Source organism: Deltaproteobacteria bacterium (assembly GCA_026712905.1).
Lineage (GTDB): Bacteria > Desulfobacterota > Binatia > UBA9968 > JAJDTQ01 > JAJDTQ01.
Genome location: JAPOPM010000067.1, coordinates 50,725 through 63,199, shown reverse-complemented (window position 1 = coordinate 63,199; position 12,475 = coordinate 50,725). Strand labels below are relative to the sequence as shown.

Genomic DNA, 12,475 nt, shown 5'->3' with positions numbered 1-12,475 from the left:
GCGGACCAGACCGACGCCCTGATGGACCTGTTCGCCCAGTAGTCCATGTATCGTGTCGGCGTTGACATCGGCGGGACGTTCACGGATCTGCTCCTGGTTGCGGATGACGGCACGTCCTTCATCGGCAAGACCCTGACCACCCACGGAGACCCCAGCGTGGCGGTGGAAACGGCCATGCGCGAGGGGCTGGAGGCGGGCATCGTGGACCGCGCCGGGCAGGGCACGGTGGTGCACGGCACCACGCTGGTCACCAACGCCCTGATCGAGCGCAAGGGCGCCCTCACCGCGCTGCTCACCACCGAGGGTTTCCGGGACGCGCTGGAGATCGGCCGCGAGCACCGCTACGAGCTCTACGACCTCGATCTCGAGTTGCCCAGGCCGCTGGTGCCGCGCTACCTGCGCTTCGACGTGCCGGAGAGGGTCGTCGCGGACGGAACCGTGCTCAAGCCCCTGGATGAGGACTTCGTGCGGAGCCTGGTGGCGGAGCTCCGGGACAAGGGCGTCCGGGCCATCGCGGTGTGCTACCTCAACAGCTTCCGCAACGCCGTCCACGAGCGCCGCACCCGGGAGCTCATCGCCGAGGTAGCGCCGGACATCCGCGTGTCCGTGAGCGCCGACGTGGTGCCCGAGATCCGCGAGTTCCAGCGCACCAGCACCACCGCCGCCAACGTCTACGTGCAGGAACGCGTGGCCGCCTATCTCCAGGAGCTGCAGCAGCGGCTGGACGACCTCCAGTTCAGCGGCAGCTTCTTCGTGATGCTCTCCAGCGGTGGCATCGGCACCCCGGAGACGGCGGCCCGGTTCCCGGTGCGGATGCTCGAGTCGGGGCCGGCGGCGGGGGCGCTGGCGGCGGCCGCGCTGGGACAGCGCGCGGGCTATCCCGACCTCCTTTCCTTCGACATGGGCGGTACCACCGCCAAGCTGTGCGCGGTGGAGAACGGCTACCCGCTCAAGGCCCGGGAGTTCGAGGTGGACCGGGTCTACCGCTTCCGCAAGGGCAGCGGCCTGCCCATCAAGATACCGGTCATCGACATGATCGAGATCGGCGCCGGCGGCGGCAGCATCGCCCGGGTGGACGCGCTCGGGCTCCTCAAGGTGGGACCCGACAGCGCCGGGGCCGAGCCCGGGCCGGCCTGCTATGGCCGTGGCGGCGCGGGCGCGACGGTCACCGACGCCAACCTGATCCTGGGCTACTTCGATCCCGACTACTTCCTCGGCGGCGAGATGAAGCTCGACGTGGAAGCGGCCCGGCAGGCCCTTGCCGGCGTCGCGGGCAACCTCGACATGCGCGTGGAGGAGGTGGCCTGGGGCATCCACCAGATCGTCAACGAGAACATGGCCAACGCCGCCCGGGCGCATCTGGGGGAACGCGGCAAGGACCCGCGGGAGCTGCCCATGTATGCCTTCGGCGGCGCCGGGCCGGTGCACGGCTGCCACGTGGCGGAGTTGCTGCACCTACCCACGCTCATCTCGCCCATGGGGGCGGGCGTGGGCTCGACCTTCGGGCTGCTGGCGGCGCCGCTGGCCTTCGACTTCGTGCGCAGCGCCTACAGCCTGCTGGACGATTTGGACTGGTCCTTTGTCAACGGCATGTTCGACGGAATGTGCGCGGAGGGGCGCGCCATCCTGGAGCAGTCGGGACTGGCGCCGGACGAGATCGTCTACGAGCGTACCGCGGACATGCGCTACACCGGGCAGGGCCATGAGGTGTCGGTGCCCATTCCCGACGGCGTCCTCGACGCGACCCATCTGGGCGCCATCACCGAGGCCTTCGAGCGCACTTACGAGCACATGTACGGGCGGACGGTTCCGGACGTGGTGGTGGAGGTGATCAACTGGCGCGTGGTGGCGCGGGGGCCGGAGCAGCCGCTGAACTTCTCGACCCGCGGTGCCAGGGCGGTAGGGGCCAAGGCGCAGAAGGGTACCCGCCCGGTGTACTCGGCGGGCCGGGGACAATTCGTCGAGACCGCGGTCTACGACCGCTATTCCCTGACGCCGGGAATGACCTTCCCGGGGCCGGCCATCGTGGAGGAGCGGGAATCCACCCTGGTGGTGACCGCCCGCAGCCGCGCCCGGGTTGACGATAATCTGAACGTGATCGTAGAGTTCGACTATGAGTAAGCCTGTCATCGATCCCGTAACTCTCGAGGTCATCTGGAACCGGCTCCTGTCGGTGGCCAACGAGCAGCAGGACGCGCTGATGCGCACGGCCTTCAGCACCATCGTGCGGGAGAGCCAGGACTTGGCCTGCGGCCTGTTCGACACCAAGGGCCGCATGGTGGCGCAATCGGTCAGCGGCACGCCGGGCCACATCAACGCCATGGCCACGTCCATGGGGCACTTCCTGCGGGAGTTCCCGGCGGACACGCTGGCGCCCGGCGACGTGCTGATCACCAACGACCCGTGGCAGACCGCCGGGCACGTCAACGACATCACCATCACCACGCCCATCTTCCGGGCCGGGCAGCTCGTGGCGTTCTTCGCCAACACCTGCCACGCGGCGGACATCGGCGGCCGCATCCTTTCCGCCGAGGCCCGGGAGGTGTACGAGGAGGGGCTCCGCATCCCCATCATGAAGCTCTTCCACGCGGGGGAGCCCGACCCCATCCTGCTCAAGATGATCCGCGCCAACGTGCGGCTGCCCCACGAGGTGGTGAGCGACTTCTACGCCCAGTCCGCCTGCAACGACGCCGGCGGCCGGGCGCTCATCGAGACCATGGACGAGTTCGAGCTGGACAGCTTCGATCCCGTCGCCGAGGAGATCATCAGCCGCTCGGAGAAGGCGGTGCGCGCGGCCATTGCCGACCTCGAGGACGGCGCGTGGGAAGGGGAGACCTGGAGCGACGGCTTCGAGGAGCCGATCTACATCAAGACGAAGCTGGAGGTGCGGGGCGACGAGATCTTCATCGACTTCACCGGCTCGTCGCCCCAGAGCCACCGCGGCATCAACGTGGTGATGAACTACACCCACGCCTATGCCAGCTTCGCGGCCAAGGCGGCCATCTATCCCGACGTGCCCCACAACGAGGGCAGCTTCCGTCCGGTGCACGTGAGCGCGCCCGCGGGGAGCATCCTCAACGCCAACGAACCGGCGCCGGTGGCGGCGCGGCAGACCGTGGGCCACTTCGTGCCCACCGCGGTGTTCACCGCGCTGGCCAAGGCGCTTCCCGGAAAGCTCATGGCGCCGAGCGCGGACCCCATCTGGCTCAGCGTGTGGCGCGGCCAGGACCCGGCGTTCAATCTCACGGTGTTCCAGGTGGGCGGCACGGGCGCCCGTCCCACGAAGGACGGGCTGAGCGCGGTGGGCTTCCCCAGCGGCGTCGCCGGCGTGCCCGCGGAGGTCATCGAGAGCCTGTCGCCGCTGGTCATGCGCCGGCGCGCGTTGCGGGTGGATTCCGGCGGCGCCGGCACCTGGCGCGGCGGCCTCGGCCAGTTCACCGAATTCGCCAACCGCGCCCACGGACAGTGGAGCGTCAACGGCATCCTCGACCGCACCCGATACGCCGCCCCCGGCATCATGGGCGGCGGTCCGGGGCTCCCCGGCGAGTTCATCCTCGACGGCGGCGAGCGCCCGAACCCCAAGGCCCAGACCCATCTGGGCGGCGACCGCAGCGTGCAACTGAACCACCCCGGCGGAGGCGGCTACGGCGACCCCATGAAACGCGACCTCGAACGCGTGCGCGCGGACGTGGTGTACGGCTACATCACCGCCGCCGCGGCCGCCCGCGACTACGGCGTGGTGGTGCGCTTCACCGGTGGCGACGATGAGAAGGTGCGGCTGCCGGAGCAATGGGTCATCGATGAGGCCGCGACAAAGGAGTTGCGGCGGGACGCAGTGTCTTGATTATCTTTATTCCCGCGAAACAGGCTGTGTCCAAACTCCACCTGGCCACGACCCTGCAGCGCCACCGCTATGCGTCATTCCCGCGAAAGCTGGAATCCAGTTGCGCATGCGGTGGGGAAAGTGACATGAGCTCATGATTCTCTCTGAACGCATCGCGCTCGTCACCGGCGCCGCCACCGGCATCGGCCGGGCGACGGTCCTGGAGTTGGCGCGCGCCGGCGCCGCCGGCGTGGCGATCAACTACCGCTCGGCCAAGGAGCAGGCCGAGAGTCTGGCGGAAGAGGCGCGGGCGCTGGGCGCCGAGGCGCTGTGCGTGCACGGCGACGTGCGCGACGACGGCCATGTCCGCGAAATGGTCCGTCAGACGGTGGAGCGGTTCGGGCGCCTGGACATCCTGGTGAACAACGCCGGTATCACCCGCTGGGTGCCGATCACGGACATGGAGGCGTTGACCGACGACATCTGGGACATGACCCTGGACGTCAACGTGAAGGGCGCGTTCCGGTGCGCGCGGGCGGCGGCGCCGCACCTGAAGGCCGCCGGGGGCATGATCGTCAACGTGTCGTCCATCTCGGGTGTCATCGCGCCCTCGACCATGTCGTCTCTCGCCTACGGCACCGCCAAGGCCGGCCTCATCTACCTGACCCGCGGCCTTGCCGTGGCCTTGGGGCCCGAGATCCGGGTCAACGCGGTGGCGCCGGCGTTTACCGACACCCAGTGGATGCGCGACCACTACGGCGCGGACTACGACGCCATCATCGAGCGCGCGTCGGCCAACTATCCCCTCAAGCGCGTGGCGAAACCGGAAGAGGTGGCCGGCGCCGTCCTGGGCCTCATCACCGGCGGCGACTTCGTGACCGGCCAGACCCTGCTCGTCGACGGCGGCCTGAGTCTGAGTTAGCCCCTCCGCTTGTCCGTTGATTTCGAGACACGAGAGAGTGTCGCCATGACCAAGACCGAGTTGATGACCGCCATGCAGGCCCACCGGCTGGTGGCGGTGATTCGTTCCAGCACCGCGGAAGAGGCGCTGGCCACCGCCCGGGCCGTGGGCGAGGCCGGCATTCGGTTCGTGGAGGTGACCTTCACCGTTCCCGACGCCGCGGAGGTGATCCGAACACTGGCCGGAGAAGGAGTGGTGCACGTCGGCGCCGGCACGGTGCTGTCCGAGGAGCAGGCGCGCACCGGTATCGAGGCGGGCGCGCGTTTCATCGTCTCGCCAAGCCTGGAGCTGGACCTGGTGCCGCTTTGCCGCGAGGCCGGCGTGGCGTCCATCCCCGCCGGCGCGACCCCGACGGAGGTCGTGCAGGCATTGCGCGCCGGCGCCGATCTGGTGAAGATCTTTCCCGCGGACTGCGTGGGCGGACCGCATTTCATCCGGCAGATGCTGGGTCCCTTCCCCGATGCCCGCTTCATGGTCTCGGGCGGCGTCAACAAGGACAACGTCGCCGAGTACGCCGCCTTGGGGGTGACGGGCATCGTGCTGGGCAGCGCCTTCCTGGCGGACGTGCTGGCACGGGAGGGCCACGCGGGGCTCGTGGCCAAGGCGCGGGAGTTCGTGGATCTGCTCAGTTGAGCGTGCGCGAGCCCGACCCGGACGGCGGCTCCGGCGCGCCCCCGCCAAACTCCAGGAGATTGACCAGCAAGTCTTGCCGTTCCTTGAAGGAACCGGCCTCCAGCAGCGCCTGCTTCTCCGACGGGTGGAAGGGCATGGCGACGCCCAGAAAATTCACGAAGTCGGCGTCGGGTATGGGGTGGAGTTGGTCCGGGTCGACGGCCATGCCACGGGCCTCGGCGTAGCGGCTCAAGGCTTGGGTCAGGCGCGGACGATCGACCGCTTCCGAAGCGTCCCCATCAAGGTCAGCGAAACTCGCGTAGTCCGGGAGCACGCGCCGGTAGCCGCGTTCCACGGACAACTCTTCCTTCACACGGAAGCGGCTGATGCCGCGAAGCTGCACCATGTAGCGGCCGTCCGGCGACTGCTCCCAGCGTTCGATGTGGCCGGCGCAGCCCACCGGGTAGAGGTCGGGTATGGTTTGCTCGGCCCCCGGCTGGGGCCTGTTGTCCCTTTGGGGAGTGAAGGGTTGGATCATGCCGAAGACCCCCTCCGCCTCCAGCGCGTCATGCACCAGGTTGCGGTAGCGGGGCTCGAAGATGTGCAACGGCAGCCGGGTCCCCGGCAGCAGCAGCACGCCCGTCAGCGGAAAGACCGAGAGAATTTCGGGCAACGAGACGGACGCCGTTTTGTCTTCCATGCGTAACCCTCCTGTTCCCTTCGATTATAGAGCCTCGCGGACCCTCGTCAACCGAGTTGCCTCATTAACGCGGGAAGCCCGTGTCATGCGTATTCGTCGTAGAGCCCCTCGAACTTCGCCAGCTTGAAGCGCACCATGTTGCGCGCCGCGTGGGTCACCACCTGGCGATCACGCTCGGTGGTACAGAACCGGGCGATGACCTGGGCCGCCAGCGCGGTGTGTTCCTGGTCCGCCACCGCGTGCACGGTAAAGAACTCCCGGTGGTGGTCGTTGACGCCGTACTGCCGTGCAAGGCAGTCGTCGAACTCCGCCGCGTAGCGGCCCACCATGCTCTCGTTCACCAGCGCGCTGGTGCGGGTCTCGGCGGGTGAGCCCAGGAACATGCCCCGGAGAATGGCGGCGGCGTGAGCCTGGCACTCGAAGATGGGCAGCGCCTGGGCGAAATCCCCATCGGTCAGGCCGATGGAGAGGCCGAACCGCTTCATCAGGTCGGGATGGGTCTGTTCTTCGGTGAAGGCGTGGAGGTAGAGCTCGAAGAGCTCCTGGTTGTGGGCGTTCTTCGCCATGCACAGGGTGAATCCCTTGTTGATGGCGATGTTGAGCAAGTAGTGCTGCAGCGCGAAGCCCTGGAGCCGTCGGGTGGTCAGGGTGCCCTCGCGCAGGTCCGTGAAGTACCGGCAGGCCATCAACCGCTCGACGCCCGGTTGGATGATCTCCCCGATGATCGAGTCGACAAATGCTTGAGATGTCATGGCGCCCGCGACCGTAATGGAACGGGAGCGGTGCTGTCAAGCGCCGCCGCCGGTTGAAGCGGGCGGCGAAACAGGGAATAGTAACCGGACACTCGCCGAAAGGAGCGCCGCCATGTGGAAGGGATTCAAGGTCATGGACGCGGACGCGCACATGCATGAGCCGCAATACCTCTGGGAGCGATACGTCGAGCCCGCCTACCGCGACCAGGTGCCCAAGGTGGCGTTCATGGACGGCGCCTTCATGGTCTACGAGCCGGACGGCCGCATCATCCCCAAGACGGAGAAGCAGCCCAAGCTGCCGCGCACCGCGTGGGCGGACATGGAGGCCAAGTACGGCGAGCAGTACCGCACGTGGTGGTCCTCGGAGACCCGTCTCAAGGACATGGACGCCCACGGATGGGACGTGCAGGTGCTGCTGCCCACGGGCAACAACGGAAACTTCGCGTACCGCGTGGCCCTGAAGGACGCCAAGCTGGGCGCCGCCATGTGCCGCGCCTACAACAACTGGTGCCGGGACTACTGCGACGCCGATCCCAAGCGGCTGAAGTTCGTGGCGGTGCTGCCGGGCGCGGACACCGTGGACATGGTGGCGGAGGCGCGGCGCGCGGTGGAGGAACTGGGGGCGGTGTCGGTGCGCAACCCCTTCCTGCCCGAGGACCGCTGGCTGCACGAGCCCGAGTACGACGCCCTGTGGAGCCTGGCGTGCGAGCTGGATTTTCCCATCTCGGTGCACGGCGAGTACCGCCAGCGCCGCTTCCATCCGTTTGCGGGCGGTAACCGCGGCAACGTAGACGACCGCGACATGCAGCAGCTCGCCCTGCGCGGCCTCGACCACGCACTGGGCTTTCCCTGCGACAACATGGCCACCATGGGGCACTTCATCTTCACGGGCATCCTGGATCGCTTTCCGAAGCTGCGGCTGGGCATCCTCGAGTCCAACGTCGGCTGGGTGCCTTTCTGGCTCGGACGCATGGACGAACACACCCACGGGCGCAACAGCGTCATGGGCAACGCGGTGGAGCGCCTGCCCATGCTACCGAGCGAGTACTTCAAGCGCCAGGTCACGGTGACCTGCGACAGCGACGAGAGCGCGCTGTCCTACGCGGTGGACCACCTGGGCGGCGAGAACATCGCCTGGAACACCGACTATCCGCATCCGGACGCGCCGCGGCCGGAGAAGGCCCTGCCCGACTTCGACGCACAACCGATCGCGGACGAGGCCAAGGCCAAGATCCTGTGGGACAACGCGGTGACGCTGTTCGGCCCGCGCATCCTGGCGTAACAGGACTTTGATAAACGGTGGCGGCGTCCGGTGCGGGCGCCGCGCAGGCGAGCGACACATGGACGAGATCCGATTCGTAGACACCACGTTGCGCGACGGCCACCAGAGCCTCTGGGCGGAGCGCATGACCACGGGCATGATGCTCCCGGTGGCCCGGACCATGGACGAGGCGGGCTTCGACGCCATCGAGCTGATGTCCGCCTCGCACCTCAAGAAGTGCGTGCGCGAGCTCAAGGAGGATCCCTGGGACCGGGTGCGCATGGTGGCGGAACGCATCACGCGGACGCCGCTGCGGCTCATGGCCGGGAGGGTCAACGCCTTCGAGATCACGCCCGTCTCGGTGTACGAGCTGTTCATCGAGCGCATGGCGGCCAACGGTATCCGCCAGGCGCGCATCTCCGAGGAGTGGAACGAGCTGGAAGGGTGGCGGCGCAAGGTCGGCATCGCGCGCAACAACGGCCTGGAGCCCATCGTGAACCTGATCTACTCGGTGTCGCCCAAGCACACCGACGAGTACTACGCGCGCAAGACCCGCGAGGCGGCCTCCCTGGGGGTGCCGTTCCTGTGCCTCAAGGATCCCGGCGGCCTGCTCACCCCCGAGCGCACGCGCACCCTGGTGCCGATGATCTTCGAGAATGCCGGCGGCATCCCGGTGGAGCTGCACACCCACTGCACCACCGGTCTCGGCCCACTGTGCTGCCTGGAAGCGGTGAAGCTCGGCGTGCGCACGGTGAACACGGCCGTGCCCCCGCTGGCCAACGCCTCGTCGAACCCGTCGGTGTTCAGCGTCGCCGCCAACCTGCGCGCCTTGGGCTACACCTGCGCCGTGGACACGGACGCGCTCGAAGCCGTGTCGGAGTTCTTCACCGCGGTGGCGCGCCAAGAGGGCTTCCCCGTGGGCGCGCCGGTGGAGTACGACTACGCCCAGTACCAGCACCAGGTGCCCGGCGGCATGATCTCGAACCTGCGCCACCAGCTCGCCAAGGTGGGGCTGGAGCACAAGGCGGAGGAGGCCCTCGACGAGGTGGTGCGGGTGCGGGCGGACCTGGGCTACCCCATCATGGTGACGCCGCTGTCCCAGTTCGTGGGCAGCCAGGCCGCCATCAACGTCATCGTCGGCGGGCGCTACGAGGAGGTCACCGACCAGATCATCCAGTACGCGCTGGGGCTCTGGGGCAAGGAAGGCGCCGACACCATGGATGCCGGCGTGAAGCACAAGATCCTGGACCGCCCCCGCGGCAAGGAGATGGCCCGGTGGGTGCCGCCGGACCTCACCATCCAGGAGGTGCGGCGCAAGCTCGGCGGCCCGGGCGTCACCGACGAGGAGCTGCTGCTGCGCTGGATGCTGAGCGCGGAGGAGATTGCCGTCATGCGTGCCGCCGGCCCGCCGCGGGAGTACCGGAACGCCCACGCACCCATGGTGACCCTCATGGAGCAACTGGCCCACCGCGGCCGCTACAGCGACATCCACGTGCGCCGTCCGGGTCTGTCCCTGTCGCTGCAGCGGAGCGGGGCGTAGCGCCAGTGGGCTTCCGGGCGGCGTTTTGCACTGCATGGAGAGAACCGGAAACCAGGAAGGGGAGAACCCATGCCGGATCTGACAACCCTCGGACGTACGGTGGGCGAACTGCTCAAGGAACGGAACGAGACCGTGGCGGTGGCCGAATCATCCGCCGGCGGCCTGATCTCGGCGGCGCTGCTGTCGTTGCCCGGGGCCTCCGCCTACTTCGTCGGCGGCGGCGTGATCTACACGCGGCACGCGCGCGCGGGGCTGCTGATGATGCCCGCCGACCAGGTGACGGTGCGCGGCAGCACCGAGTCCTACGCGCTGGACTGCGCCCGGCTCATCCGCGATCGCCTCGGCACCACCTGGGGCCTCGCGGAGAGCGGCGCCACCGGGCCCACGGGAAACCGCTACGGCGATGCTTCGGGGCACGGTTGCATGGCCATCGTCGGGCCGGTGGAAAAGGCCATCACCGTCGAGACCGGCCGGCCCGACCGGGAAGCCAACATGTGGGCCTTTACCGAGGCCGCGTTGGGACTGCTGGAGGAAGCGCTTCGCCGGCGGTAGCGCGGGACGCGACACCATGAACTCCGTAGACGACCTCAAGGCGGAGGCCTGCCGCGTCATCGATGCGCGCCGGCAGGAAATCATCGACCTCGGCGAAGCCATCCTGCGGCAGCCGGAGACGGGCTTCAACGAGGTCAAGACCGCCGAGCTCATAGCCGGCCGGCTCCGGTCTCTCGGCCTGGAGCCGCGGCGAGGTCTCGCCGTCACTGGTGTCAAGGGCCGCAAGGACTGCGCCCGGCCCGGCCCGGCGCTGGCGATTCTCGGGGAACTGGACTCGCTCAAGGTGTTCGATCATCCCCATGCCGATCCGGACACCGGCGCGGCCCATGCCTGCGGCCACAACGCGCAGGTGGCGGGCATGGTGGGCGCGGCCATGGGGTTGCTGTCCGCCAAGGTGCTGCCGGAACTCACCGGCGCGCTGGTGTTCTTCGCGGTGCCCGCCGAGGAGATGATCGACGTGGACGAGCGCCTGGAGCGCAAGGCGCGGAACGAGATCGAGTTCCTCGCGGGCAAGGCGGAGCTCATCCGGCTGGGTCATTTCGACGACGTGGACCTTGCGATGATGTTCCACACCAAGACCGACACCCTCGCCTCCCACGTGGCGGGCTCGTCCAACGGTGCGCTCATCAAGAAGATCCGCTTCATCGGCAAGGCGGCCCATGCCGGCGGCAGCCCCCAGACCGGCATCAACGCCCTCAACGCCGCCTCCCTGGCCATGACCGCCATCGCCTACCAGCGCGAGACCTTCTACGACGACGACACCATCCGCATCCACCCGATCATCACCAAGGGCGGCGAGGCCGTGAGCGCGGTGCCGGCGGAGGTGAAGATCGAGACCTTCATCCGCGGCAAGACCATCGAAGGCATCGTCGACGCCAACCGCAAGGTGGACAACGCGCTCCGGGGCGCGGCCATGGCCGTGGGCGCGTCGGTGGAGATCGTGACGGTGCCGGGCTATCTGCCCCAGACCAACGACGAGACCATGGCCCGGCTCTGGGGCGACAACGCCGCGCGGCTCTTCGGTCCCGGCGGCTTCAAGCGCACCACCGAGCACCGCACCAGCAGCACCGACTTCGGCGACGTCGCGCACATCATGCCGGCCGTGCATCCCTACGTCGCCGGCGCCTCCGGGGGCGGCCACACCAACAACTACCTGCTGGTGGACAAGGACTCGGTGTACGTGAAGTCGGCCAAGCTGTTGGCCATGACCGCCATCGACCTGCTGCACGACGACGCTGGGGCGGCGCGCCGCGTCCTCAAGGAAAACAGGCCGCGCATGACCCGACAGGAGTACCTGGAGTTCCAGCGCAGGCTCGACGCCACCGAGGTGTTCAAGCCCGGAGGAGAGTGACCAGGCCGGACGGCGACTGTCCTGTGTGGAGTGCTGCGCCCGACCGGTTCGGGCCGCGGGCGATGCAGGGACGGCCAACGGGTTCCGGGAGACCCCCGCGCGCCGGTGTGGTACAAGATCAGGACCGAAGAAAGGAGTCGTCCATGCCTAAGCAGCCTCACCCCGCGGGCCTCGGAAACGTGCTCTACGCTCTCGTGCTGGCAGGCCTGATCCCGTTGCTGGCTTCCACTGCCGCGGCGCAGAGTGGACTCTACTTGGCGGCGGATGTCGGGTTGGCGCGTGGTTCGACCTCGGACTCCAACACGGAGGTCGGCCGGGGTGACATCGACTTCGATTCCGGTCTCGGTTACAGCCTGGCCGTGGGCCTGGGCTGGCAAGGGCTGCGTCTTGAGGGCGAGGCGACTTGGCGGCGCACGGACGTGGACGGCCTCGACTACGACCGGCTCGACCTCGGGGGCTTGGGGGACCTGGAAGACCGGGTTCGCAAGCTTATCGACGACAACGTGAAGGGCAACCAAACCACCGTGGGCTTCATGGCCAATGCCTGGTACGACCTCGACCTGGGTGTGGGCCTGGCGCCGTATGTCGGCGGCGGCTTCGGCGTGAAGTACGTCCGCTATGACATCGATCTGCCGGTGGAGTTGGAGTTGCCGACCATCCCTGGTCTTTCTCCCACCGCCTCCCGCGCGCTCAATGAATTCGGCGTCGGCGACGGAGACTGGGTGCTCGCCTACCAGTTCGGTTTGGGGTTGGGGTACCGACTGCTGGATTCCATGGTCCTGCACTTGGGTTACCGGTACATGGGTACCGGGGATCCCAAATTCAAGTGGGACGACGGTTCCACGGTCAAATCGGAACTGCGGAACCACGTCTTCCGCGCCGGCCTCCGCATCGGCTTCTGAGGTCGGGCGTCCGTCCGAGGA

The 12,475-nt window shown here is 68.2% G+C and carries 11 protein-coding genes; 9 read left to right on the top strand and 2 right to left on the bottom strand.

Going from position 1 to position 12,475, the window contains the following annotated elements; all coding sequences use genetic code 11:
- The first annotated feature begins 45 nt into the window (after nt 1–45).
- The 4 genes from OXF11_05305 to OXF11_05290 all read left to right on the top strand — a co-directional run bounded on the left by OXF11_05305 (nt 46) and on the right by OXF11_05290 (nt 5,417).
- Complete coding sequence (locus OXF11_05305; GenBank protein ID MCY4486519.1) at nt 46–2,121, top strand: hydantoinase/oxoprolinase family protein; 2,076 nt, start codon at nt 46–48, stop codon at nt 2,119–2,121.
- The gene (locus OXF11_05300; protein ID MCY4486518.1) at nt 2,114–3,844 is read left to right on the top strand and encodes a hydantoinase B/oxoprolinase family protein; all 1,731 of its coding nucleotides are present in this window, start codon (nt 2,114–2,116) and stop codon (nt 3,842–3,844) included. Before OXF11_05305 ends, OXF11_05300 begins: the two co-directional genes overlap by 8 nt.
- A gap of 133 nt (nt 3,845–3,977) precedes the next feature.
- On the top strand, nt 3,978–4,745 hold the full coding sequence (locus tag OXF11_05295) for an SDR family oxidoreductase (protein MCY4486517.1): 768 nt from the start codon (nt 3,978–3,980) through the stop codon (nt 4,743–4,745).
- A 45-nt stretch (nt 4,746–4,790) separates the two neighbouring features.
- Nucleotides 4,791–5,417: a bifunctional 4-hydroxy-2-oxoglutarate aldolase/2-dehydro-3-deoxy-phosphogluconate aldolase gene (locus tag OXF11_05290; protein ID MCY4486516.1), complete on the top strand. Its 627-nt coding sequence runs from the start codon at nt 4,791–4,793 to the stop codon at nt 5,415–5,417.
- On the opposite strand, the gene OXF11_05285 is transcribed toward OXF11_05290, so the two are convergent.
- Together OXF11_05285 and OXF11_05280 are read right to left on the bottom strand one after the other, a co-directional pair.
- Complete coding sequence (locus OXF11_05285; GenBank protein ID MCY4486515.1) at nt 5,410–6,096, bottom strand: LON peptidase substrate-binding domain-containing protein; 687 nt, start codon at nt 6,094–6,096, stop codon at nt 5,410–5,412. The genes OXF11_05290 and OXF11_05285 overlap by 8 nt on opposite strands.
- Before the next feature lie 83 nt (nt 6,097–6,179).
- Entirely contained in the window at nt 6,180–6,848 is a 669-nt protein-coding gene (locus OXF11_05280) for an iron-containing redox enzyme family protein (protein MCY4486514.1), read from the bottom strand.
- 112 nt (nt 6,849–6,960) lie between these two features.
- On the opposite strand from OXF11_05280, the gene OXF11_05275 reads away from it, so the two are divergent.
- From OXF11_05275 to OXF11_05255, 5 genes are all read left to right on the top strand, one after another.
- On the top strand, nt 6,961–8,130 hold the full coding sequence (locus tag OXF11_05275; protein MCY4486513.1) for an amidohydrolase family protein: 1,170 nt from the start codon (nt 6,961–6,963) through the stop codon (nt 8,128–8,130).
- A gap of 58 nt (nt 8,131–8,188) precedes the next feature.
- Nucleotides 8,189–9,649 (top strand): hypothetical protein, encoded by a 1,461-nt coding sequence (locus OXF11_05270; GenBank protein ID MCY4486512.1) that lies wholly within the window; start codon nt 8,189–8,191, stop codon nt 9,647–9,649.
- A 69-nt stretch (nt 9,650–9,718) separates the two neighbouring features.
- Complete coding sequence (locus OXF11_05265) at nt 9,719–10,201, top strand: CinA family protein (GenBank protein ID MCY4486511.1); 483 nt, start codon at nt 9,719–9,721, stop codon at nt 10,199–10,201.
- Nucleotides 10,202–10,217: 16 nt separating this feature from the next.
- Nucleotides 10,218–11,552, top strand: coding sequence for an amidohydrolase (locus OXF11_05260; GenBank protein ID MCY4486510.1), 1,335 nt, complete (start codon nt 10,218–10,220; stop codon nt 11,550–11,552).
- Between the two features lie 143 nt (nt 11,553–11,695).
- Complete coding sequence (locus tag OXF11_05255; protein MCY4486509.1) at nt 11,696–12,454, top strand: outer membrane beta-barrel protein; 759 nt, start codon at nt 11,696–11,698, stop codon at nt 12,452–12,454.
- The last annotated feature ends 21 nt before the right edge of the window (nt 12,455–12,475 follow it).

Excerpts from the sequence above, each read along its gene's own strand:
- OXF11_05305 (MCY4486519.1), top strand. The coding sequence starts at position 46 with ATGTATCGTGTCGGCGTTGACATCGGCGGGACGTTCACGGATCTGCTC.
- OXF11_05300 (MCY4486518.1), top strand. The coding sequence starts at position 2,114 with ATGAGTAAGCCTGTCATCGATCCCGTAACTCTCGAGGTCATCTGGAAC.
- OXF11_05295 (MCY4486517.1), top strand. The coding sequence starts at position 3,978 with ATGATTCTCTCTGAACGCATCGCGCTCGTCACCGGCGCCGCCACCGGC.
- OXF11_05290 (MCY4486516.1), top strand. The coding sequence starts at position 4,791 with ATGACCAAGACCGAGTTGATGACCGCCATGCAGGCCCACCGGCTGGTG.
- OXF11_05285 (MCY4486515.1), bottom strand. The coding sequence starts at position 6,096 with ATGGAAGACAAAACGGCGTCCGTCTCGTTGCCCGAAATTCTCTCGGTC.
- OXF11_05280 (MCY4486514.1), bottom strand. The coding sequence starts at position 6,848 with ATGACATCTCAAGCATTTGTCGACTCGATCATCGGGGAGATCATCCAA.
- OXF11_05275 (MCY4486513.1), top strand. The coding sequence starts at position 6,961 with ATGTGGAAGGGATTCAAGGTCATGGACGCGGACGCGCACATGCATGAG.
- OXF11_05270 (MCY4486512.1), top strand. The coding sequence starts at position 8,189 with ATGGACGAGATCCGATTCGTAGACACCACGTTGCGCGACGGCCACCAG.
- OXF11_05265 (MCY4486511.1), top strand. The coding sequence starts at position 9,719 with ATGCCGGATCTGACAACCCTCGGACGTACGGTGGGCGAACTGCTCAAG.
- OXF11_05260 (MCY4486510.1), top strand. The coding sequence starts at position 10,218 with ATGAACTCCGTAGACGACCTCAAGGCGGAGGCCTGCCGCGTCATCGAT.
- OXF11_05255 (MCY4486509.1), top strand. The coding sequence starts at position 11,696 with ATGCCTAAGCAGCCTCACCCCGCGGGCCTCGGAAACGTGCTCTACGCT.